Annotated in this window: 19 protein-coding genes; 18 read left to right on the forward strand and 1 reads right to left on the reverse strand. The window is 51.3% G+C overall.

The features are described 5' to 3' along the window. Positions 1-256: 256 nt before the first annotated feature. From mgtE to mobB, 4 genes are all read left to right on the forward strand, one after another. Positions 257-1,606, forward strand: a complete 1,350-nt coding sequence (mgtE, locus tag I2H39_RS11825) for a magnesium transporter (protein WP_138308627.1) — start codon at positions 257-259, stop codon at positions 1,604-1,606. Between the two features lie 272 nt (positions 1,607-1,878). After that, complete coding sequence (locus I2H39_RS11830) at positions 1,879-2,766, forward strand: fructose bisphosphate aldolase (RefSeq protein ID WP_138308625.1); 888 nt, start codon at positions 1,879-1,881, stop codon at positions 2,764-2,766. A 215-nt stretch (positions 2,767-2,981) separates the two neighbouring features. After that, positions 2,982-4,859, forward strand: coding sequence for a sensor domain-containing diguanylate cyclase (locus I2H39_RS11835; RefSeq protein ID WP_195626535.1), 1,878 nt, complete (start codon positions 2,982-2,984; stop codon positions 4,857-4,859). A gap of 16 nt (positions 4,860-4,875) precedes the next feature. Next, a complete protein-coding gene (gene mobB / locus I2H39_RS11840) occupies positions 4,876-6,033 on the forward strand; it encodes a molybdopterin-guanine dinucleotide biosynthesis protein B (protein ID WP_195626536.1) in 1,158 nt (385 codons plus the stop codon). A 57-nt stretch (positions 6,034-6,090) separates the two neighbouring features. On the opposite strand, the gene I2H39_RS11845 is transcribed toward mobB, so the two are convergent. After that, positions 6,091-6,492, reverse strand: a complete 402-nt coding sequence (locus I2H39_RS11845) for a GNAT family N-acetyltransferase (RefSeq protein WP_171042618.1) — start codon at positions 6,490-6,492, stop codon at positions 6,091-6,093. Positions 6,493-6,887: 395 nt separating this feature from the next. Between I2H39_RS11845 and I2H39_RS11850 the strand changes: the two genes are divergently transcribed. The 14 genes from I2H39_RS11850 (at position 6,888) to radA (ending at position 23,259) form a co-directional block, all read left to right on the forward strand. Continuing rightward, the gene (locus I2H39_RS11850) at positions 6,888-8,150 is read left to right on the forward strand and encodes a hypothetical protein (protein ID WP_195626688.1); all 1,263 of its coding nucleotides are present in this window, start codon (positions 6,888-6,890) and stop codon (positions 8,148-8,150) included. Positions 8,151-8,423: 273 nt separating this feature from the next. Further along, positions 8,424-9,854 carry a DNA repair protein gene (locus I2H39_RS11855; protein WP_195626537.1) on the forward strand — a complete coding sequence of 477 codons (1,431 nt, stop codon included), beginning with the start codon at positions 8,424-8,426 and terminating at the stop codon, positions 9,852-9,854. Beyond that, positions 9,844-10,179, forward strand: a complete 336-nt coding sequence (locus I2H39_RS11860; protein ID WP_195626538.1) for a YolD-like family protein — start codon at positions 9,844-9,846, stop codon at positions 10,177-10,179. Before I2H39_RS11855 ends, I2H39_RS11860 begins: the two co-directional genes overlap by 11 nt. A gap of 123 nt (positions 10,180-10,302) precedes the next feature. After that, on the forward strand, positions 10,303-11,733 hold the full coding sequence (locus tag I2H39_RS11865) for a PucR family transcriptional regulator (protein WP_195626539.1): 1,431 nt from the start codon (positions 10,303-10,305) through the stop codon (positions 11,731-11,733). Positions 11,734-11,884: 151 nt separating this feature from the next. Next, entirely contained in the window at positions 11,885-12,043 is a 159-nt protein-coding gene (locus tag I2H39_RS11870) for a hypothetical protein (protein ID WP_171042617.1), read from the forward strand. A 44-nt stretch (positions 12,044-12,087) separates the two neighbouring features. Further along, the gene (locus I2H39_RS11875) at positions 12,088-13,596 is read left to right on the forward strand and encodes a sodium/proline symporter (protein ID WP_138308610.1); all 1,509 of its coding nucleotides are present in this window, start codon (positions 12,088-12,090) and stop codon (positions 13,594-13,596) included. Between the two features lie 33 nt (positions 13,597-13,629). Beyond that, positions 13,630-14,928: a glycine/sarcosine/betaine reductase component B subunit gene (locus tag I2H39_RS11880; protein WP_138308608.1), complete on the forward strand. Its 1,299-nt coding sequence runs from the start codon at positions 13,630-13,632 to the stop codon at positions 14,926-14,928. Between the two features lie 30 nt (positions 14,929-14,958). Further along, the gene (locus tag I2H39_RS11885) at positions 14,959-16,242 is read left to right on the forward strand and encodes a glycine/betaine/sarcosine/D-proline family reductase selenoprotein B (RefSeq protein WP_207746811.1); all 1,284 of its coding nucleotides are present in this window, start codon (positions 14,959-14,961) and stop codon (positions 16,240-16,242) included. A 226-nt stretch (positions 16,243-16,468) separates the two neighbouring features. Further along, positions 16,469-16,882 carry a GntR family transcriptional regulator gene (locus I2H39_RS11890; protein ID WP_138308605.1) on the forward strand — a complete coding sequence of 138 codons (414 nt, stop codon included), beginning with the start codon at positions 16,469-16,471 and terminating at the stop codon, positions 16,880-16,882. 72 nt (positions 16,883-16,954) lie between these two features. Continuing rightward, positions 16,955-17,572 (forward strand): UvrB/UvrC motif-containing protein, encoded by a 618-nt coding sequence (locus tag I2H39_RS11895; protein ID WP_195626541.1) that lies wholly within the window; start codon positions 16,955-16,957, stop codon positions 17,570-17,572. Beyond that, on the forward strand, positions 17,565-18,599 hold the full coding sequence (locus I2H39_RS11900) for an ATP--guanido phosphotransferase (RefSeq protein ID WP_195626542.1): 1,035 nt from the start codon (positions 17,565-17,567) through the stop codon (positions 18,597-18,599). The genes I2H39_RS11895 and I2H39_RS11900 overlap by 8 nt, the downstream gene beginning before the upstream one ends. Positions 18,600-18,652: 53 nt before the next feature. After that, complete coding sequence (locus tag I2H39_RS11905; RefSeq protein WP_195626543.1) at positions 18,653-21,244, forward strand: ATP-dependent Clp protease ATP-binding subunit; 2,592 nt, start codon at positions 18,653-18,655, stop codon at positions 21,242-21,244. A 118-nt stretch (positions 21,245-21,362) separates the two neighbouring features. Beyond that, positions 21,363-21,779, forward strand: coding sequence for an endosialidase (locus I2H39_RS11910; RefSeq protein WP_138308594.1), 417 nt, complete (start codon positions 21,363-21,365; stop codon positions 21,777-21,779). A gap of 91 nt (positions 21,780-21,870) precedes the next feature. Then, on the forward strand, positions 21,871-23,259 hold the full coding sequence (radA, locus tag I2H39_RS11915; protein ID WP_195626544.1) for a DNA repair protein RadA: 1,389 nt from the start codon (positions 21,871-21,873) through the stop codon (positions 23,257-23,259). Positions 23,260-23,264: the final 5 nt, after the last annotated feature.

Consider the following 23,264-nt stretch of genomic DNA (forward strand, 5'->3'; position numbering starts at 1 on the left):
GAAGGTCGAAGTCATACGTTGGAAGCAGACAATTATCATAAGCGTGTGGTAGTGGGAGCTGGGCCAGGGGCTTTGATTCCGCTTTGCTTTCACTGCCGTTGATGATAGGATACAGATACGTTTATGATGATAGCCATGGATTACAGGAGGAGTCTGTAATTATGGCTATTTTGTAGTTGCAGTCCGGCTGTTCGCGGCAGGGCTGCGGCATTTTGCGCGCTGCTTTCATGATGTCACCATTCATGGAAGGAATAAGATGCAGGAGAATTTTGATTTAAAAGAGCTGTTGGAGCTGCTGGACACCATGCAGCTCAGATTATTGAAGGAAAAGCTGATTGAGATGAATGAGGTGGATATTGCCGCGTTCATCGAGGAGCTGGATTCGGAAAAGACCGTGGTGGTCTACCGTATGCTCCCAAAGGAGCTGGCCAGCGATGTGTTTGCCTGCCTGCCGGTGGAGAAGCAGGAGCACATCATTAACAGCATTACGGATTACGAGCTCAGCACCATTGTAAATGATTTGTTCGTGGACGACGCCGTGGATATGCTGGAAGAACTGCCGGCCAATGTGGTCAAGCGCGTGCTGAAAAACTCCACGCCAGACACCAGGAAGCTGATTAACCAGTTTTTAAAGTACCCGGAGGGCAGCGCAGGAAGCATTATGACCGCCGAGTATGTGGGACTTAAGAAACGCATGACCGTGGAGGAGGCATTTGCCTATATCCGCAGGCACGGCGTGGACAAGGAAACCATTTACACCTGTTACGTCATGGATGCCAAGAGGGCCCTGGAGGGTGTGGTGACGGTCAAGGACCTGCTGATGCATCCCTATGAGGAAGTCATCGGCAATATCATGGATACCCATGTAATCAAGGCCGTGACCACAGACGACCAGGAGGAGGTGGCTGAGAGCTTCCGCAAGTACGACCTTCTGAGCCTTCCTGTGGTGGACCATGAAAACCGTCTGGTGGGCATAGTCACCGTGGACGACGTGGTGGATGTGATGGAACAGGAGGCCACCGAGGATTTTGAGAAGATGGCAGCCATGCTTCCCAGCGAGAAGCCCTATCTTAAGACAGGGGTCTTTGCCCTGGCCAAGAACCGTTTGGCCTGGCTTCTGATTCTCATGGTCAGCAGCATGATTACCGGAAGCATTCTGGCAAAGTACGAGGCGGCCTTTGCGGTTATACCGCTGCTGGTGACCTTCATTCCCATGCTGACGGATACCGGCGGAAACGCAGGCAGCCAGAGCAGCACCATGATTATCCGCGGCATGGCGGTGGGAGAGATTGAAGCAGGGGATATACTGAGGGTTATCTGGAAGGAACTCCGGGTTGGAGTGATTGTGGGCGTACTGCTGGGACTGGTGAACTATATACAGCTGTTAATCCGCTTTCCGGGCCAGGAAATGCTCTGCCTTACAGTCGTACTGAGCCTTTTGGCCACGGTTATGCTGGCCAAGACCATTGGCTGTGTCCTGCCTATCGTGGCACAGGTCCTTCATCTGGACCCTGCCATTATGGCTGCGCCCCTAATCACTACCATTGTGGACGCTGTGAGTCTGATAATTTATTTTCAGCTGGCATGCAGCCTGCTTAAGATTTAAGACATATTCAGGGGGCCGGAAGCCTGTTTTCATGCAGGATTCCGACCCCCTGTTCCGGTGACGGTCCCACAATTTGTAAATCCTGAGAACCCTCTATTGACAATGGGGAACTGATTTTACTATAATAGAAGTAAGTTTAATAACATGTTTCAAGTCTTTGATTTCTGTCCCCGCGTCCAGTTTCAGCAGAACTTATAGTATGGAGGTATCCCCTTTCCCTGGGGTGCTTCCGGTCTTTACCATATATTCCATCAAGAAAGAGAGGTAGTTTTATGAACCAGGAACAGCTAAGAATCATGAGCGGGAAAAAAGGGTTTATTGCAGCGTTAGACCAGAGCGGCGGCAGTACACCGAAGGCGTTGAAGAATTACGGAATTGAGGAGGACCAGTACAGCAATGACGAGGAGATGTTTCAGCTGGTCCATGAGATGCGTACCAGAATCATAACCAGTCCCTCCTTTACCTCAGACCATATCCTGGCAGCCATTCTCTTTGAGAATACGATGGAGCGGAAGATAGGGGATAAGCTGACTGCGGATTATCTGTGGGAGGAGAAGGGTATCATCCCCATTCTGAAGGTGGATAAGGGTCTGGCAGAGGAAGCGGACGGAGTCAGGCTGATGAAGCCCATACCGGGACTGGATGAGCTCCTTGCCCGCGCAGTGGAGCGCCATATTTTCGGCACCAAGATGCGTTCCGTGATTAAGCAGGCAAATCCAGCGGGAATCAAGCAGATAGTGGACCAGCAGTTTGAAATCGGGCTTCGCATTGCAGCCGCAGGACTGGTTCCTATTCTGGAGCCTGAGATTGATATTTACAGCCCGGATAAGGCTGAGTCCGAGCAGATTATGAAGGATGAAATCAAGAAGCACCTGGCGGAGCTTCCAGGGGATACAAAGCTGATGTTTAAATTGTCCATTCCGGATAAGCATGGATTTTACAGCGACCTTATGGAGGATTCCCATGTGGTGCGCGTGGTGGCTTTGTCCGGCGGCTATTCCCGCCAGGAGGCCAATGAGCGCTTGAGCCGCAGCCCGGGACTGATTGCCAGCTTTTCCAGGGCATTGTCAGAAGGCCTGAATGCTAAACAGACCCAGGGTGAGTTTGACCGGATGCTGGCCCAGTCCATTCAGGAGATTTACGATGCATCCATAACCTAGAAACAGTAACCATACTATAAGGATGGAAGGCTCCGCTGCTGCGGAGCCTTTTTAAGGATGGTAAGGACTGGAAACAGATGGCAGGGGGGTGGGCCTAATTGGCGGCCTGCCTTGTGTTTACAAGGACTGTCATAAATGATATCATATAAATTGATATCATGTGAAAGTGTCTTTATAAAAGATACAAAGGCATTTAGTTATGACAAGAGGAAGCTATGAAGCATAGGTTTATCGGAAAATGGCATGTCGCTGTTTTTTTAGCGGTCTGCTTTGTGTTTGCACTGACGGCCGGCGGCGTTTTTTATAACCAGCGCGGGAAACTGGCCGGAGAATTCGGGGATATGGTGGCAGCTAACCTGACCTCTTATACCCAGGCCCAGAAACGTTACCTGAACAGTTCCATTACAGATGCCTGGAATACCCTGAAAGGGATATCAGGACTGGCTGAACAGATTGTCCCGGAGTCTACGGAGGATACCCTGAACGGGTATCTGGAACAGCTTAATCTGCAGAACAGGGATTACATGATAGAATACCTGTCCCTGGAAGAGCTGGAGAAAAGGCTGAGGGACCAGCAGGTATCGGAGCGTGACTGGAATCTGTTCCATGAGATTGAACAGGGGAAGGGCGTTGTATCCGATATTTGGGACTGGCAGAAGGAGGGAAGCCGGTCTGTTTTCACGGTTGCGGAGCCGGTCCGGATAAGGGGGCGCGTGGGTGGGGTGCTGCAGACCAGGCTGGAGCCCCTGGCCATCACGGAACAGGTGCCGGAGGCCAGCGCATTTAAGCGCAGCAGCACCCTTATTGTGAGAAGGGACGGGACCATCCTTGCCAGTGAGAACCATAACCGGGGCGATATATCCACAGGGAACCTGTTTACCTCTGTAAGGGCAGCCGGTATTACGGATAAGGTAGCGGGACAGATGGAAGAACGTTTTTACAGGGATGGGTCCGACAGCTTCATGTTTGAGGGGAAGGGGGATTCCTACTATTTTTCCTGGGATTCCCTGGGGTACAATGAGTGGTACATTGTGAACTTTGTACGCTCTCCGGATGTGGCCATTCATTACGACAATATTCTGAAAGAGCTTATCTATGCCAGTCTGCTCCTGATTGGCCTTACGGCTGTGCTGGGCGGTGCGATCGTTGTACTGTTCCTGCGTTACAGGAGCAGTATGGATTTGGAGGTTAAGAAGTACGGACTGCTGGCGGAGTTTTCCGACACAGCCCTGTTTGAATATGACAGGAGAAAGGATACCCTGGAATTTACCAACAATGCCAGACGCATCCTGAAGCTGGAGGAGCTGGTAATCAGCCATGTCACGGGAAAGAAGGTCCGGACCGACCTGTTTCTTAAGGAGGACAGGAAGGTGATGGAGGATATGCTGAGAGGCAGGCCCGGCAGAGGGGAAGACAGGGTCCAGTATACAGAACTGCGTCTTAAGAGCATCTCCGGTGAATATCACTGGTTTGGCTGCCATTATAAGGCTATACCATCGGACACAGGTGCAGTGGTAAAGGTGGTGGGAAAGCTGGCGGATATTTCACGGCAGAGAAGCCGGGAGCAGGCACTCCGGGAGCAGGCCATGCGGGACGTGCTCACGGGAATCTACAACAAGGCCGGTGAAAGACTGATAGACAGGATGCTGAAGGAAAAGGGCCAGGGCCTGTTCCTGATGCTGGATTTAAATCATTTTAAGAACATCAACGATACCATGGGCCATGCGGCAGGGGACGCCATACTCACCGAGGTGGGAAAGGTCCTGAAAAGGACATGCAGGGAGAATGATATCGTGGCCCGCATTGGCGGGGATGAATTTGTCATGTTCCTTCCGGGGGCATTTAACCGGCAGACAGGAGAACGCAAGGCAGGGGAGATACAGGAAAGCCTTCTGGCAGTCCGTATATCCACCTGGGGAATCAGGGGAATCAGGGCCAGCATCGGCACTGCCCTGTGCCCGGAGGACGGAACAGACTACGGGACGCTGTTTAAGGCCGCGGACGGGGCCATGTATCAGGCCAAGGAGCAGTCCAGGAACCAGAAGAAGAGCGGAGCGGCAGAAGAAGGAAAACAGGACAGGACAATATCATGACGGCAGGAGGAAGGACATGAGGCATGGATGGGGAAGCGTGATTCTGTCAGGAGGACAGGGACGCCGCATGGGCGGCATTGACAAGGGAGGGCTGGACTATAAGGGGGAATCCTTCCGGGGGCATATACAGAGACAGCTGCAGGCCCTGGATATCCCATGCTATCTGTCCCGGGCCTGCTATGGGGGGAACGGGGACAGGGAGGACGGACTGGAGGTCATTGAAGACACGGTAAAGGGGGCTGAGGGTGAGTGGATTGGCCCTATGGGAGGCATCTGGTCCTGCTTTCAGAGAACAGGCTATGAGGGGCTGTTCTTTATATCCTGCGATATGCCGTTATTCAGAACAGAGATGGCGCGGATTCTCATGGAGCGCTGGGAACCGGGCACGGATGCGGTGCTGTGGAGGACCAGGAACGGCCGGATACAGCCCATGTGCGGCTTTTATGCAGATACCTGCCTGGAGGCGCTGGAGGATACAATCCGCCGGGGGAATTACCGTCTGATGAAGTTCCTGGACGCTATCCGCTGTGTTGTGGTGGACACCGCTGAGGCCCATATACCGGATATCTGGTTTGCCAATGTGAATTCACTGTCCGCTTACAGGAGTCTCTACAAGCTGCGGACGCCTGTCCTGGCCGTAAGCGGCAGAAAGGACACAGGCAAGACAGCCCTTCTGGAAATGCTGGTCAGGGAGCTGGCCCGGTCCGGAATCCGGTCTGCGGTCATCAAGCACGACGGCCATGAGTTTGAGGCCGATGTGCCGGGAACCGACAGCCGCAGAATTAAGGATGCAGGGGCATACGGCACCGTAGTGTACTCCGGCTCCAAATTTTCCGTGATTAAGGAGCAGCCCTTCATGAAAGCAGAGGATTTTTTTTGTTTTTTTCCGGAGGCGGACATCATTTTCCTGGAAGGGCAGAAATATTCGGACTATCCCAAACTGGAGGTGCTGAGAAAGGAAATTTCTGAGATTCCGGTGTGCAGGCCGGAGACAGTGCTGGCCTATGTATGGAGCGGGGAGGAGGGCTGGAGCCGGGAAAACAGCTGTGCCGGAGACAACCGGCGGAATATAAAATGTCCCGTGCTCACAGCCGGCCGGAAGGACCTTATCCTGGAAATCGTGATTGAGTACATGGACAGGTACAGCCGGGGAGACGGAGGGCAGGAGCTATAAGCAGAATACCCGCCACATCCTTTTTGCCCCTGGCCGAAATATGTCATTTTTTCTCCCTTACAGCGGACCGTTATCCTGCCTTGTCTTACTGATATAAAATGACTGCAGTGATTTCTCTATGTTCAGTTTTTCATAAAAACCCTCTGCCTCAGGCTGGGCTCCAAAAAACAGGGAGGTGGGGGAAATATCAATGGCCCGCCTCATCAGCTCCCTGCCGATACCCTGTTTTTGGTATTCCTTCAGCACAAGTATTTCTGATATGGTGCCAAACAGATAGCCGTCGCTTAAGATGCGGATACAGCCAACCAATTTATCATTATCCCAGGCAGTGATGTTGATTGTTTTACTTATGGCCTTTCGCATCAATTCCGTATCATAGGAACCGGGCCAGACCTGACTTGCCATCCCAATAAATATGTCTGGCTGCAGGTTTTTATCATCGTTGATATAATGAATCATGACAGCCTCCTTTTGTGAATGAATCCAAATATATGCAGACGCGCAGCATTTTTATTTATAGTATCATATCAGCCTGGTCCTCTCAAGACAATTCAGTGGGTTTCCCGGAGTTTTTACCATATGAAGATATCCGGGACAGGGATAAAAAAGCTTTTTTAACCTTTTTATTACAATTGGGATTTAGCATGCTATAATGTAAAGAAAGGCGGCAGCACCATAGCAATCAGTCAGGAGGATATATGTATAAAATGTATTTAATCACTTTTTTTGCCAGCACATTTCAGATTTTGAGGTTTATTGCCCTGATACTTATTATAGCATGCTGCATCAAATATTTAAAAAGCAGATAGGATGTGTTTATCTGGTATGCAAAAGGTAAAGGGGATGGGAAAAGTATGAATAGAAGAGCAAAAAAAGCAATTTTAACTTCCCTTATGGTATCTGCTGTTACAGCTGCCCTGACTGTAACCGGGTGTAATGCATCATCAGGAGAAGTCCCGCAGCCAGCAGTGCAGGAAACGGAAAGCCAGGGTACGGGTGTATCTGCTGTTCCGCCGGAAATCACTGCTCCGCCGGAAATCACCGCCCTGCCGGAAATCACCGCCTTGCCGGAAATCACCGCCCTGCCGGAACTTATGTTTCCCTCAACCGCTGACTTCCCTATGGAATACGATGAAAAAGGGGATATAATCTTTTTCGCAGATGTGGACCATGACGGTGAAGGTGAGCGCATTGAACTTAACATGAACGAATATAAAGACCGGGGAGGTGCAGGAAGCGTTCTGAAGGTTCGGCTGGATAATGGAGCAGATTCGCCTGTCATTTGGGAAAGGGAATATGCTGCGCCTCACGCGGGACAGACCATGCTGTACCTTTACAGGGAGGCGGGACAAGATTATCTGATGGAATATTATCCGGGGATGTACCAGGGGTACGCCTCCTACTTTTTACATCTGTTTTCCTTGGACAGTGACGGCAATCCTCTGTATCTCCATGAATATGAGGCTGGCTTTGCCTTACATGAGAACCGGGAGGATGGCTTTTATACGGGCTTTTACGGGGATGCAGAGGCATTTGTCTCATTTTTGGAGCAGGTACAGCACTATATAGAAGGCGCCCTTCTTTTGGTGAGTACAGACAATGGTAATTTGTCCTACAGCACTCCGGAGAACCCGATTACTATCTTTCATGATGACAGTTTCTGGACAGATGAATGGAATGTGGCGGGGAATATGAATTCCCTGGATTGCATGAAGCTTGTGGTCCGGAAAAACTGGATGAACACCGAGGGCATAAGCAGGCTGAAGGAGCGGGGGAACAGCTGTCTTGAAACCTGGGCTGATATAAAGGGAAACGAACGCTCTTTCCTTACTTCGGATGTGGTGGCAGCCGGATTATTTACGGATTTAAGCGGTGACAACTGGCTGTATCTTCCCGACCGGGAACCGCCTGCAGGAGATGCGGATTTTGTGTTTGGCATTCCAGCCCAGGACCTCAGTGATTTGTATGTATCCTGTTTTATGGAGGATGAAGTGGCAGTTATATGGACCGACCCCTATGTATGGGATAATGATAACCATACGAGGATTACCCGGGAGTGCTATCACCTCTCAGCAGATACCATGAAAGGTTTTTTAACATGGGCATATACCAGATAATCCATATTTTTTCCAATGTTTCAGGGCTTCTGCCATAGAGAGCGGAAGCCTGTTTTTAATTTTACTTAATTATTATAGGACCGGCCAAAAAACGCTGCTGCTGGTGAGCAGGATATAAACGGCGGAAATCAGAACAAATGTTCGGTTTGCATATTGCGGTTTGTAAACAGCTGCAGTATAATAGATTCATAAATGGGAATAGCATACAATGACAGATACTAATAAGAAAGTGGAGAAGAAAGGCAAGCAGGGTTATCCGGCAGGAAGGGAGGCATGACAGTGGAGCAGCGGACCTACATTGTGATAGATTTAAAATCCTTTTATGCATCTGTGGAGTGTGCAAAACGGGGGCTGGATTCCATGACAGCCAGGCTGGTGGTGGCGGACCCGGAACGGACGGAGAAGACCATCTGCCTGTCCATCTCCCCGGCCATGAAGGAGCTGGGAATCCGCAACCGCTGCCGTGTCTTTGAGATTCCGAAGAGTGTGGATTACATCATGGCCCCGCCCCGCATGCAGCTGTATATTGATTATGCGGCTGGGATTTACGGTATTTATCTGAAATATATTTCCAAGGAAGATATCCATGTCTATTCCATTGACGAGTGTTTCATGGATGTGACCAATTATCTGCCCCTTTACCATAAGACGGCCAGGGAACTGGGCCAGATTATGATGGCTGATATTCTGCGGGAATATGGAATCCGGGCTACCTGCGGTATTGGCACCAATCTCTATCTGGCCAAAATTGCCCTGGACATCACGGCAAAGCATTCGCCGGACTTTATCGGGGAGCTGGACGAGGAAACCTTCCGGAGGACACTCTGGAACCATAAGCCGCTGACGGATTTCTGGCGAATTGGGAAAGGAACTGCGGCCAGACTGGAGAAGTATGGGATTCACACCATGGGAGACATTGCAGAAATGGATGAAGACTTTTTGTACAAGCTGTTTGGGGTAGATGCAGAACTTCTGATTGACCATGCATGGGGAAGGGAGACTGCCACCATTGCTGCCATTAAGTCATATAAGGCCAAAACAAATTGCCTTACCAGCGGGCAGGTGCTGGGATGCGATTACAGCTTTGAGGATGCGAAGCTGATTGTGAAGGAAATGATGGATTTACTGTGTCTGGAGATGGTGGAAAAGAACCTTGTCTCCAATTCCGTGACCTTACAGGTGGGGTATTCCGGGAAAACGGCAGCCGAGCCGTCCAGAGGGACAGCTTCTCTGGATGCAGAGACAAATGCGGATATCATCCTGGTTCCGGCAGTGTCTGCCCTGTTTGAACGCATTGCCAATCCCGGCCTGCCCATACACCGCATTAACATTTCAGTAAACCACGTGATTGAGGAGGAGTACAGGCAGTACAGCATGTTTACCGATGCCTGGGAACTGGAACGAAACCGTAAACTGCAGTCAGCTATGCTGGATATAAAGAAAAAGTTTGGGAAAAATGCTATCCTTAAAGGGATGAACCTGCAGGACGCCTCCACCATGCAGGAACGGAACCAGCAGATTGGCGGGCATAAAAGCGGTATTTACAATAGCGGCAGGGACAAAAACGGCAGGGACAAAAACGGCGGAGACAAGAACAGCGGAGACAGGAACAGCGGAGGCAAGAACAGCGGAGACAAGAACGGCGGAGGCAGGGAGTATAAAGGCAGAGAAAACAGAACCGGAGGAAACAGAGATGGCAGGTAGGCCAAGGGCAAAGATGTCCGCCCAGGACCGGGCAAAGCAATTCCTTCCATTTGCAGCCCTGAAGGGGCTGCCGGAGGCCCTGGCGGTAAAAGAGCGGGTAGTGGTGCCGAAAATCATACTGACAGAGGATATGGCTGAAGAGTTGAACCGGAAGATGCAGCAGATTGAGCCCGGAATGATAATCAGTGTGGTGTATTTTCACAAGGATGAATACCTGAAGGTTACCGGGATGGTTGCCCGGTTCAATATCAGCAGCCGGGTCCTCCAGGTGGTAAATACCAAAATCAGTTTTGACGATGTGCTGGATATTGGTTTCTGCCAATGATTTTATGGTTTTATGTCCGCTGGGTACGGCCTCCGGATTCACGGCCCCTGGCTTGACACGGCGTTCCATATTGTATAACATTACTATAAAAGAACACGCGGGTCACGGACAGGAGAGGTGCTAATGGATATCAGAATTCTATTGGAAGTGCTGGATGCCGGCAAAAATCAGTACAAATATGCCGGACCGGCAGAGGGGCAGGTATACGGGGTACAGGTTCAGAATGGTTCCTATCCATATATGGAGGGGATGTTGTATGTCCAGCCGTCCCTGACACATCCTCACCCGCCTAATAATATGTGCGTCATTGCAGGGGGAAATGAGCTGTATGAGACTTTGCAGAAGATACTGCTGGATTATAACCGCAAGGAGTCCCTGCTCATCAGGATGCAGGATAAGTTAAATGCATTCCGCTCATCGGAAACAGATATGATTTCAGGAGTCATGGATAATCCGTGCATCCTGCTGCGGGAGGATTATAAGCCCCTTGTCTGGAATGGATTTGAGAGGGAAGAGGAGTTTTGGTGGGTTTCCAGGATTGACTTTAAGACCGTGGCTAAAAAAGGGCAGAACCTGAATATATGTTATCAGGAGATTACCGAAGAAATTCCTTATCCGCTGATGATTGTACAATATACCAATCCAAGAGGGAAAAAGCGGTATTGCGTGCTGGCGGGGAGGGATACCAGGTTCGACCGTGTGGCGGACCCGGTTTTTCTGAAGAAAATCTGCAATATCCTCCAGTGCTATACATTTACCAACAACGGCATTGTACAGCCAATTTCACGGCTGGACGAGCTGTTGGAGAGTATGGTCCATGAGATTCCCTCCCAGCCGGAACTGATGCAGAATGAGCTGCTAAAGGCGGGATGGGTGGAGAAAGAAAAATATTATGTGCTGCTGATTGATGTGAGCCTGGGAAAGACGAAGGCCGATGATGCAGAGGAATTGTCCCAGAAGCTAAATGCCAGGGTGTTCAGTCATGATAATTATTATGTATGCCTTTTGACAGGAACCTGCGCAGAGGAGTATGATTCCAGGACCCATCTGGGAATCGAGGAGTTTCTGGCAGAACGCAATTTTTATGCGGGGCTGAGTTACGGCTTTTTTAATATCGTGAATCTTTCCATTGGATATAAGCAGGCGGCGGAGGCAGTCAAGGTATTGCTCAACACCCTGAACGGAATACACTATTATGCATTTGCAGACAGTATTGTGACTTATCTTGTGAACACCAGCGTGAACTGCGGGGAATTTACCATGGAAAGCCTGTGCCATCCCAGCGTTTATAAGATTTTTGAGTATGATAAGAAGTATGGAAGCGATTACATGAATTTTCTGCGTATTTATATCTATTCCGGCGGAAGTGTGAAGAGAACAGCAGAGGCGCTTTACATGCATAAGAATACGGTCTACCAGAAGATTGAAAAATTAAAGGAATCTTTCCATGTGGACGTCAATGATTTGTATGCCTATGTCAAGCTATACGTGTCGTTGGTTATCCTCGAACAGATGCCCATATATAATTCAAATGACTTCCTGAAGTGGATGTGAAAGCGAATGTAAAAAAGCCTTTTTTGGCGCTGTTTTAATGTGTTTTTTTCCATATATATAAAATAATAATCATTGTAAAATATCTATAGATAAATTCGATAACACAATTTGTCTATAGATATTTTTTATTTACATGGAAAGGAGGAAGACTATGGGACCGTTGGGACTGCCTTGGGGGACATTTCTGATGTTTGCATCAGCTGTAATCGGATGCCCGCTCATAACGGAATTGATTCTCCACTCTAAATGGTGGAAGAAGAAGTCGGATTACTACTGGTCATTTAATCAGACAGATGACGAGGAGGAATGACAGAAAAAGGCACAGGATATTGTTTTGGTTGAGAGGAGGATTTCATGCAAATAGGTTGGGTTCAGATTATTATGGCCGTCGTGTATATGGGGATATTGATTTGCGTTGGTCTTTATATGAGCCGGAAAGTAAAATCATCAGATGATTTCTGGATTGGGGGAAGACAGGTGGGGCCTGTGGCAACCGCGCTTTCCTATGGGGCGGCCTATGTCAGTACGGTTGCCATCATCGGGGACCCGCCCATGTATTACAATTACGGACTTGGATATGCAGCATTTGAAATTATGGTCAGCGTTTTTTTCTGCTGCATTCTTATTTTCATTGTATTTGCCCCAAAGATGCGGGCGCTTTCAGAACGGTTGAATGTTGTATCGCTCTCCGGTTTTCTGGCTATCCGGTACAAGTCCAATGGTTTCAGGCTGTTGTGCGGAACCCTTGTATCGGTCATGATGGTTCCCTATGCAATCTCGGCCATGAAAGGCATTGCCGATGCCATGCATGCCATTGTAGGGATTCCGTACGTCATGGGCGTGGTGGTTATCGCCCTGGTGTCATTCTGCTACCTGGTAACTGCCGGTTACTGGGGTGTTTCCACCACGGATATCATCCAGGGAATCACGATTGCAGTATCCTGTCTGCTGGTTGCAGTCATTGTTATCACAAAAAGCGGCGGGGTGACGGAGGCAGTCACATACATGGGTTCCGTGTCGCCCTCCCACATCCGCCCGTCTTCCGGCCTGACATTTGCACAGCTGTTCAGCTGGGCAGGGGTATGGGCGCTGATTGCCTTTGGACAGCCCCAGCTTGTGACAAAGTTCATGGGACTTAAGGATTCCAGAACCGTTGGAACTGTAATGAGGGTTGCAGTTATATGGGAAATCGTGTTCATGGTTTCCATTGCCATGATTGGCGCAGCGGCGTTCAAGCTTTTTGGGGCAGTGCCCTTTGACAATGTGGACGCCATTGTACCCACCCTGGTGGCGGAGCATACCAATGCGGTTGTATCCGGAATATTCCTCTGTGGGATACTGGCAGCCGGACTTTCCACCACGGTTGCCCTGGTACTGACATCCTCCGGCGCAGTGACAAAGGACATATACGAAGATTACTACTGCATCAGGAGCCATGCAAAACAGGATTCCGGGAAATCGGTCAGGATATCCAGGGCTGCCACAGGCATTATTCTTGTGGTGGTGGTAATCGGAGCCATTTATCCGCCGGATTTTATCTGGTCATTGTCAACCATGTCAGCAGGCGTCATGGGAGCGGCCTTTACAGCTCCGCTGGTCCTGGGGCTTTACTGGAAGAGGGCCACAAGGCAGGGATGCATGGCAGGTATTATCGGGGGGTCAGCCATCTCCATCATCTGGTATTTTGCAGGTCTTACCAGTGTGGTGCATTCCTTTGTTCCGGGCACCGCAGTATCCTTCCTGCTGATGGTTATGGTGTCCTTTTGTACGCCGGAAATGGAGAAGGAACATCTGGACGTGTTCTTTGAACCGGGGTGCAGTAAGGATAAAATACAGGCGGCCATTGCCGCCGGCAACAAATAATCAATGAAGCTGAGATAAGAGAGGTGTAAAATTGTGAAAAAACTGGAAATCGGAAATTTTCATATCAGGGATATTGTCTTCGGCGGTAAAACAGCCTTTGAAGACGGGGTCCTGACTGTGAACCGGGATGAGGCAAAGGAGGTTATCAATCCCCAGGGAAAGCTTAAGAACATTGAACTGCATATCGTCCATCCCGGAGACAGTGTGAGAATCTGCCCGGTCAAGGCAGCGGTGGAGCCAAGGTTCAGGCCGGATGGCAGGACTCTGTTTCCGGGGTATACAGGACCTGTCACGCGCTGTGGGGAAGGGCAGCTTTATGCCATGAAGGGAATCGCCGTGCTGGTCAGCGGTCATTACAGCAGCATGGGAGACGGCATTCTGGACATGAGCGGACCAGGGGCGGAATACAGCTATCATTCCACCACCACCAACCTTGTGATTTGTGCGGAAAGGACCAATGAAAAGGACCTGGATTATACCCTGAGGGAGGAGGATGAATTCCGCATATCCGCCCATTATATGGCGGAATATCTGGGGAAGACACTGGCCGGCAGGGAGCCGGAACAGTGGGAGTGTTATGACTGGGAGGAAGGAGAACGGCAGGCCGGAGAAAGACAGCTTCCCAGGGTGGGGTATGTGATGACCGTAATCAGCCAGCTGGCAAAAGGAATCAATGATTTGTTCCTTGGCCAGGACTGCAATAACATGATGCCCCTGCTGGTCCATCCCCAGGAGATTCTGGACGGATTCCTGCTGGGAGGCATGGGACTGGCAGGGCAGGCGCTTACCACATATGACTGCCAGAATCTGCCCATGATTAAACGGCTCTACCAGGAACATGGAAAGACCATTGATTTTGCGGGAGTCATTCTGTCCCCTGCCGATGTGTCGGACAGCATGAAGCTCCGCAATTCCATCAGTACGGCTGAGATAGCAGAGCTTCTGAAACTGGATGGCGCCTTTGTGCATGAGTGGGGAGGAGGAAGCAATGTAGATGTGGACACCTTTTACCTGTTAAGCCGTCTGGAAGACAAGGGAATTAAAACAGTGGGCATTATGGATGAGCATATCGGGAAGGTATATACGGATTCAAAAGCCGATGCAATCGTGTCTGTGGGGGAAACCTCTACCATCATTGAGCTTCCGCCCATGGATAAGGTCATAGGCGATGATGAATCCCTGGTCAGGGATTATTACTATGGCGCCTGGTCTACCCATACCACCCTGGGGCCCAGCCTGAGACCGGACCATTCCGTCATCATCAATACATATGCGCTGGCATGCGGCGGCAATCCGGCAGCGTGGCTGAAGCGGGCCGTAAAAGAATATTAATAGGAGGAATGGACTGTGAAACGAATTGTCATGTATATAAACCAGTTTTTCGGCGGCATAGGAGGCGAAGACAAGGCTGACTATGCGCCCTCCATCCAGGAGGGACCGGTGGGACCGGGCAGCGTGATTCTGGCAGGTTTAAAGGATGCAGAAATAACCCATACCATTATATGCGGCGATAACTTCATGACCAGCCGCAGGGATGAGGCAATCGGAATCATTGATAAGCTTCTGGAGGGAGTTGAATTTGACCTGTTCCTGGCCGGTCCGGCGTTCCAGTCAGGGCGCTATGGCATGAGCTGCGGCGAAATCTGCAGGTACGTCACGGAAAAGTACCATGTGACCGCAATTACCAGTATGAATGAGGAAAATCCGGGCGTGGCCGCCTATGCAAAAACGCCGGATGTCTATATCATGCGCGGCAGCAAAAGCGCAGTAAAAATGAGACAGGATGCATCGGCCATGGCAGGCCTGGCGGCCAAGGTCCTGGCCGGGGAAGAAATCCTCTGGGCTGACGCCGAAGGTTATTATCCCCGCGGCGTAAGGGTCAGCGTCAAATGTGAGGAGGCGCCTGCCGACAGGGCGGTAAGGATGATGCTGTCCAAATTAAAGGGACAGCCTTATAAGACAGAGTTTCCCATCGAGCAGGAGGATGCGGTGGTTCCGGCGGCTCCCGTGGACGCGGGGAAGGCAAAAATTGCAGTTATTACCACGGGAAGCCTTGTGCCTATAGGCAATCCTGACAGGATTCCCTCCGGTTCGGCATCTGTCTGGAAACGGTATGATATAACAGGGCTGGATGCGTTTAAGAAAAATGAGTTTTACAGCGTCCACGGCGGATTCAGCACAAATAATGTAAACGAAGACCCGGAGGTGCTGGTTCCCCTTGCAGCCTTAAAGGCAGCGGAAAAGGAAGGGAAAATCGGTAAACTGGATGATTATTACTATGTGACAACCGGAAACCTCACGATTTTGAAGGAAGCCAGGAAGATGGGGCGTGAAATCGTGGAGCAGCTTAAGATGGACGGCATCCAGGCCGCAATCCTGGTGGCCACATGAGGCAGCTGTACGCGTTGCGGTGCAACCATGGTAAATGAAATTGAGAAGGCCGGTATCCCCACTGCCCTTATCACCAATATGACGGCTGTGGCAAAGAGCATAGGAAGCCCGAGGGTCATTCCGGGAATAGCCATTAACAACCCGTGCAGCGACATTGACCTGCCTATGGAAGAGCAGCTTAAGATGCGCAGGAATTATGTTGACAGGGCGCTGAAGGCGGTTTCTTCAGTGGTTTCAGGACAGGAGTTTTTCTGATATTTTTCCAGTGCTTTTGCAAAGATGGCCTTTTTGAGGCAGAAGAGACAATTTATAAGATTAACCAGAGGAGCGATACGGTGATGTCAGCCGTATCGCTCTTTTAGGCGGTTATTTCCGCTTGACGAAATCCTATTCCCTTGCTATGATAATAATAACAAGTGTTATATTGCTTGTAGAACAAATATAACTTTCCTTGTTACTCAAAACGAAAGATGGTGGTTTTATGTTCTTGAAGATTGATTTCAACAGTGATGAAGCAATCTATATACAGCTGCGCAACCAGATAATCATGGGGATTGCCACGGATATGATACGGGAGGGGGATACATTGCCCTCTGTCCGTCAAATGGCTGATTATATCGGCATTAACATGCATACAGTTAATAAGGCATACTCTGTGCTGCGCCAGGAAGGCTTTGTGAAGCTGGACCGGCGCAAGGGCGCTGTGGTCAGCCTGGATGTGGATAAGATTCAGGCCATTGACGATATGCGGGGGAACCTGGATGTGGTGTTGGCCTGGGGCATCTGCAAGGATATCAGCCGGGACGAAATCCATCATCTGGTGGATGAGATTTATGATAAATACACCCGCGGGTGTATGGGGACGGAAGACGGCCAGGAGACTGGGGAAGGTTAGGAAGTGCCTGAAAACAGAGAACCGCTGTCCGCAATGTCCGGGTGCGGTTTTGTATAATAATGGAGGATTCGTATGTTATGTGAAAGATGTAAAATCCGGGAAGCCACGATAAAATACACTGAGATAATCAATGGCGTGAAGACGGAACATAACCTTTGCTCCCACTGTGCGAAGGAGATGGATTTCGGCCAGTACTCCGCCCTCCTGGATGGGGAGTTCCCATTGGGAAAGCTTCTCTCCGGCCTTCTGGGTCTGGAGGACGACGAGGAGGAAACCGATGTGAGGGGAAGCGTGGTCTGCCCTACCTGCGGCACCAGCTTCGATGACTTTGTGGAGAACAGCCGGTTTGGATGCGCTGACTGTTACGGCGTGTTTGATTTGTTTATCAATGATAAGATGAAGCAGCTTCAGGGAAGCGAGAGCCATAAGGGCAAGCATCCCAAGTACAGAAGCACATTTGAAAAAGAACATCCGGAGGCAGCCGCAGGAGCAGGAACAGGCGCAGAGGAGAATGCAGTCAGCCCGGAAGAAGCCGGTTCCCAGGATTCACAGACCGCCGTGGCGAGAAAACAGATTAAGGAACTGGATACCAAGTTAAAGGAAGCAGTGCGTCAGGAGGAATATGAACTGGCGGCCAGTTACCGGGACCAGATTAAGGAACTGAAAAAGGAGGCTGGAATCCATGAGTAAATGGTTTGAGGAAATAGACAGCAGGAATTCCAATGTGATATACAGCCGCATCCGCCTGGCGCGCAACTGGGATGAATATGTGTTCCCATCCAGAATGACCGCGGCCCAGTGCGGTGAGATGGTGGAACGTCTCAGGGAGGGACTTAAGGACCTTAAGGACCCGGATGGCCGGGAGCTGAGCTACAGCCAGCTGGACCAGATGCAGGAACTGGAGAAGATGGCCCTCAGGGAGCGCCGGATTCTCAACATGGCCTGTGTCAGCCGGAAGGAGCCGTCGGGCCTGCTGCTGTCGGCCGATGAGTCGGGAAGTGTTGTACTGGGCGGGGATGACCACATCCGTATGCAGATGCTGGCCCCCGGCCTTAAGCTGGATGAACTGTGGCAGAAGGCGGATGTGCTGGATGATTATGTCAATGAGAGGTTTTCATATGCATTTGACGAAAAGTACGGTTACCTGACCTCCTTCCCCACCAATGTGGGAACGGGCCTGCGGGCCTGCGCGGTGCTTCACCTGCCCACCTTGTCCCAGGTGCGCAAGTTCCAGAGCATTGTGGCCGACATGAGCCGGTTCGGCACTGCAATCCGCGGCCTGTACGGAGAAGGAAGCGACAACTACGGAAGCCTCTACGAGGTGTCCAACCAGCGTACCCTGGGACAGTCCGAGAAGGAAATCGTGGAATTGGTGACAAAGGCAGCGGCCCAGCTCAACAACCAGGAAATGCGGGTCAGGAGCGCGACCCTTAATACCCAGCGCCTGGAGCGGGAGGACGAGGCTTATAAGTCCTACGGCGTTCTTAAGTATGCCAGGAAGATATCGGAGAAGGATGCCAGGATATTCATTTCCCAGCTCATGGCAGGGGAAGAGGACGGCCTGTTAAAGTTTAAGGAAGAATACTCCCTTTACAGCCTGATTATAGGAATTAAGCCGGCCAACTTAAATCTGTGGTCCAAACGGCCGCTGGATAAGGATGAGATGGACGCTGTGAGGGCAGCTTATATAAGGCAGAACCTGCCTGAGATAATCTAGCCCTGCCGCGGGCAGGGCCGGATTTAACACACTTGCAAGGAGGACATGACATTATGATGGAACGATATACACCACAGGCCCAGGAAGCGCTTGGGCTGGCAGTGGGCGTGGCGGAGACTCTGAACCATGGATACGTGGGCACGGAGCATCTGCTCATCGGCCTGCTGCAGGAAGGGACCGGAGTGGCGGCCAAGGTACTGGAGGAAAACGGGGTGGAGGAGGACCGCGTCATTGAACTGGTCAGCCAGCTCATTGCACCCAATCCAACGGTACAGACCGCAGACAGGACAGCATATACCCCCAGGGCCCGCAGGGTCATAGAGAACAGCTACAGGGAGGCGGTACGTTTTAAGGCTGCCCAGATAGGAACAGAGCACATCCTGATTGCTATGCTGAGGGAAGGGGATTGTGTGGCCAGCCGTCTTCTCAACACCATTGGAGTCAATATACAGAAGCTATACATCGACCTGCTGGCAGCCATGGGTGAGGACGCCCCTGCTGCAAAGGATGACCTGCAGGGAGCCAGGGCAGGGAAACGGGGCAATGCAACGCCTACCCTGGACAGCTACAGCAGGAACCTGACCCAGCTGGCATCCGCGGGGAAACTGGACCCTGTCATAGGAAGGGAGCAGGAGATTCAGCGTGTGATACAGATTCTGAGCCGGCGCACCAAGAATAACCCATGTCTGATTGGTGAACCCGGCGTGGGCAAAACAGCGGTGGTAGAGGGGCTGGCCCAGATGATTGCATCCGGCAATGTGCCTGAAACCATTGCGGATAAAAGAGTGGTGACCCTGGATTTGTCCGGCATGGTGGCAGGCTCCAAATACAGGGGTGAGTTTGAGGAGCGCATCAAGAAGGTGATTGCCGAGGTGGTGCAATCCGGCGATGTGCTGCTGTTTATTGACGAGATACACACCATCATCGGTGCAGGCGGTGCGGAGGGCGCCCTGGATGCGTCCAATATATTAAAGCCATCCCTGGCCAGAGGTGAGATACAGCTGATTGGAGCCACCACCATCAATGAATACCGCAAATATATTGAAAAGGATTCTGCCCTGGAACGCCGTTTCCAGCCGGTGACCGTGGATGAACCCACAGAGGAAGAGTCCGTGGCCATCCTTAAGGGGCTGAGGAGCCGCTATGAGGAGCATCACAAGGTGGAAATTACGGACGGCGCCCTGGAGGCGGCAGTAAAGCTGTCCAGCCGTTATATCAACGACAGGTTCCTGCCGGATAAGGCCATTGACCTTATCGACGAGGCCGCTTCCAAGGTACGCCTTCAAAACTACACAAAGCCGGCCAGAATTAAGGAATACGAGGCTGAGATTGACGGCCTGGAGGAAGCCAAGGAGGAGGCCATCAAGAAGGAGGCCTACGAGAAGGCGGGAGAGATAAAGAAGAAGCAGGAGAAAATACGGGAAAAGATAACCCAGACCATGGAAAAATGGCAGAAGGACAAGGAAACCAGAAAGCTGGTTGTCAGTGACAACGAGATTGCGGACGTGGTATCCGGCTGGACCAGAATCCCGGTCAGGAAGCTGGCTGAGGAGGAATCAGAGCGTCTTAGGAACCTGGAAGGCATCCTGCACCAGAGAGTGGTGGGCCAGGAGGAGGCGGTTACCGCCATTTCCAAGGCCATCCGCAGAGGCAGGGTGGGCCTTAAGGACCCCAAGCGCCCCATCGGCTCCTTCCTGTTCCTGGGACCCACGGGCGTGGGAAAGACAGAGCTGTCCAAGGCATTGTCAGAGGCCATGTTCGGTACGGAGAACGCCCTGATTCGCGTGGATATGTCCGAATACATGGAAAAGCACAGCGTGTCCAAAATGATAGGGTCGCCGCCAGGATATGTGGGATATGATGAGGGAGGGCAGCTCAGTGAAAAGGTCCGCCGCAATCCCTACTGCGTCATCCTGTTTGATGAGATAGAAAAGGCGCATCCGGATGTGTTCAACATCCTGCTGCAGGTACTGGACGACGGTCATATCACAGATGCCCAGGGGCGCAAGATTGACTTTAAGAATACCATCATCATTATGACCTCCAATGCAGGGGCGGAGAACATCATTTCCCCCAAGCGCCTGGGATTCGGCATGGTGAGCGATGCCAAGGCGGATTATACCTTTATGAAGGACCGTGTCATGGATGAGGTGAAACGGCTCTTCAAGCCGGAGTTTTTAAACCGTATTGACGAAATCATCGTGTTCCACCAGCTTACAAGGGAACATATCAAGGGAATCGCAGACATTATGCTGGGCACCATCGGCAAGCGCTGCAAGGAACAGCTGGGCATTGGACTGGAGGTTGCGGACAGCGCCAGGGAGCACCTGATTGATAAGGGATATGATGAGAAATACGGGGCAAGACCTCTGAGACGGACCATACAGAACCTGGTGGAGGACCGGATGGCGGAGGAGATGCTGGATGGCCGCATCAAAGCCGGCTCCCAGGTGGAAGTGGGATTTGACGGGGAAAAGCTTACCTTCACCGTGAAGGAAAAGGCAGCCAGGACCAGGGCAAAGGCGGCCTTAAAGCCCGCGGCAGCTAAGGACGGCTCTGAGGATAAAAGCAAGGCCGTCAGGGGCAAGGGCGGCGCCGGCCGCGCTTCCGGCAGGAAGAAGGATACTGCGGCGCCCAAGGCTTAAGGGCTTCTCCGGCAGTTTATACAAATTAAGAATATTTTCACTAGTTATTTCTCGGTAATTGTTGTATAATTTTTATGAAGAGGTTATACTTAAGCACAATTAGCAGGAGGATAAGAAGATGCCGGTCATTGAAGAGTTAATCTGCACAGAGCAGGATGGCACCATTAGTTTTGGCAATTACAAGTTAGGACAGAAGGCTAAGAAGTCCGATTTCGAATATCAGGGAGACATGTACAAGGTCAAGACCTACAACGAGATTACCAAACTGGAGCGCAATGACATGTTTGTTTATGAATCTGTACCCGGAACAGCTGCAGAGCATTTTAAGGTTACGGATGAGGACGTGGAATTCGCGGTGGAAGGCAGCAGGGATGCACAGATTACCATACAGCTTGAGAACGATACGGATTACGAGGTTTACGTTGACGGTGTGGCCGTGGGCAGCATGAAGACCAACATGAGCGGCAAGCTCAGCGTGAGCGTGGAACTGGAAGAAGGGGTATCGGTTCAGGTTAAGGCTGTAAAGAGAGCATAAAACAAAAGTATCATACAGGCTGGAAGCGATTCCAGCCTTTTTCTGTCAGTTTTTTTCCGATGTTTAACTACATGAATACTAGGAGGCTATCATGGCAAAAGCAAGAACCACTGCATTTTTCTGTAAAGAATGCGGATATGAATCGTCTAAATGGATGGGGCAGTGTCCTGCCTGCAAGGCATGGAATTCCATGGTGGAGGAACCGGTTTCAAAGTCTGCGGGCAGCCAGGGCGGGTTAGGCCGCCTGGCCTCAGGAAGCCAGAAATCCGCGATTCCCGCAGCCAGGCCGTCCCTGCTGTCGGAGATTGACATAGAGGAACAGGACCGTGTATCCACCGGCTTTGGGGAACTGGACCGGGTGCTGGGGGACGGAATCGTGGCAGGTTCCCTGGTGTTGGTGGGCGGAGACCCCGGCATCGGAAAATCCACCCTTCTGCTCCAGGTGTGCAGGCATCTGGCAGGAGCAGGACAGCGGGTCCTGTACATCTCAGGGGAGGAATCCCTGAAACAGATTAAGATGAGGGCCAACCGCATCGGTCCCGTGACCGGGGAACTGAAATTCCTGTGCGAGACAAGCCTGGAGCATATTGAGAGGGCGATTGAGACTGAGAGTCCCCGGATTGTGGTCATTGATTCCATCCAGACCATGTACAGGGAGGAGATATCCTCGGCTCCCGGAAGCGTCAGCCAGGTAAGGGAGTCCACGGGAATCCTGATGCAGATTGCAAAGAGCCGCCAAATCGCCATTTTTGTGGTGGGACATGTGACCAAGGAGGGCGTGGTGGCAGGCCCAAGGGTATTGGAGCATATGGTGGATACGGTGCTCTATTTTGAGGGAGACAGGAATGCGTCCTACCGGATTCTGCGGAGTGTGAAGAACCGGTTCGGCTCTACCAATGAGATAGGTGTGTTTGAGATGCAGGAGCAGGGGCTGGCGGAGGTGGAGAATCCGTCCGAATACATGCTGGACGGCCGTCCTGAGGAAGCCTCGGGCGCAGTGGTATCCTGTTCCTTTGAGGGCACCAGGCCCATCCTTTTAGAGGTACAGGCCCTGGTGACGGAAACTAATTTCGGTATGCCCAGGCGCACGGCGGCCGGTACGGATTACAACCGTGTGAACCTGCTGATGGCAGTGCTGGAGAAGCGCTGCCGCTACGAGATGTCGCGGCTGGATGCCTATGTGAACATTGCAGGCGGCATGAAGATGAACGAGCCGGCCCTGGACCTGGCCATTATCATGGCCCTTATGTCCAGCTACAAGGACCGGCCCGTGGATTCAAAGATGCTTATATTCGGCGAGGTGGGCCTGTCCGGCGAGGTCAGGGCCGTGTCCCAGGCCGGGCAGCGTGTAAATGAGGCTGCCAAGCTGGGCTTTACCGCCTGTGTGCTTCCAAAGGTATGCGCGGATAAAATCAAGCCCGCGGAGGGCATACGTCTGATTGGTGTGTCCAATGTGCGGGAGGCCATTGGAATCATGTAAATGAG

It is taken from the genome of Clostridium sp. 1001283B150225_161107_B6, assembly GCF_015556325.1.
GTDB lineage: Bacteria > Bacillota > Clostridia > Lachnospirales > Lachnospiraceae > Enterocloster.

Coding starts and splice junctions, on each gene's coding strand:
- mgtE (WP_138308627.1), top strand. CDS start 257: ATGCAGGAGAATTTTGATTTAAAAGAGCTGTTGGAGCTGCTGGACACC.
- I2H39_RS11830 (WP_138308625.1), top strand. CDS start 1,879: ATGAACCAGGAACAGCTAAGAATCATGAGCGGGAAAAAAGGGTTTATT.
- I2H39_RS11835 (WP_195626535.1), top strand. CDS start 2,982: ATGAAGCATAGGTTTATCGGAAAATGGCATGTCGCTGTTTTTTTAGCG.
- mobB (WP_195626536.1), top strand. CDS start 4,876: ATGAGGCATGGATGGGGAAGCGTGATTCTGTCAGGAGGACAGGGACGC.
- I2H39_RS11845 (WP_171042618.1), bottom strand. CDS start 6,492: ATGATTCATTATATCAACGATGATAAAAACCTGCAGCCAGACATATTT.
- I2H39_RS11850 (WP_195626688.1), top strand. CDS start 6,888: ATGAATAGAAGAGCAAAAAAAGCAATTTTAACTTCCCTTATGGTATCT.
- I2H39_RS11855 (WP_195626537.1), top strand. CDS start 8,424: ATGACAGTGGAGCAGCGGACCTACATTGTGATAGATTTAAAATCCTTT.
- I2H39_RS11860 (WP_195626538.1), top strand. CDS start 9,844: ATGGCAGGTAGGCCAAGGGCAAAGATGTCCGCCCAGGACCGGGCAAAG.
- I2H39_RS11865 (WP_195626539.1), top strand. CDS start 10,303: ATGGATATCAGAATTCTATTGGAAGTGCTGGATGCCGGCAAAAATCAG.
- I2H39_RS11870 (WP_171042617.1), top strand. CDS start 11,885: ATGGGACCGTTGGGACTGCCTTGGGGGACATTTCTGATGTTTGCATCA.
- I2H39_RS11875 (WP_138308610.1), top strand. CDS start 12,088: ATGCAAATAGGTTGGGTTCAGATTATTATGGCCGTCGTGTATATGGGG.
- I2H39_RS11890 (WP_138308605.1), top strand. CDS start 16,469: ATGTTCTTGAAGATTGATTTCAACAGTGATGAAGCAATCTATATACAG.
- I2H39_RS11895 (WP_195626541.1), top strand. CDS start 16,955: ATGTTATGTGAAAGATGTAAAATCCGGGAAGCCACGATAAAATACACT.
- I2H39_RS11900 (WP_195626542.1), top strand. CDS start 17,565: ATGAGTAAATGGTTTGAGGAAATAGACAGCAGGAATTCCAATGTGATA.
- I2H39_RS11905 (WP_195626543.1), top strand. CDS start 18,653: ATGATGGAACGATATACACCACAGGCCCAGGAAGCGCTTGGGCTGGCA.
- I2H39_RS11910 (WP_138308594.1), top strand. CDS start 21,363: ATGCCGGTCATTGAAGAGTTAATCTGCACAGAGCAGGATGGCACCATT.
- radA (WP_195626544.1), top strand. CDS start 21,871: ATGGCAAAAGCAAGAACCACTGCATTTTTCTGTAAAGAATGCGGATAT.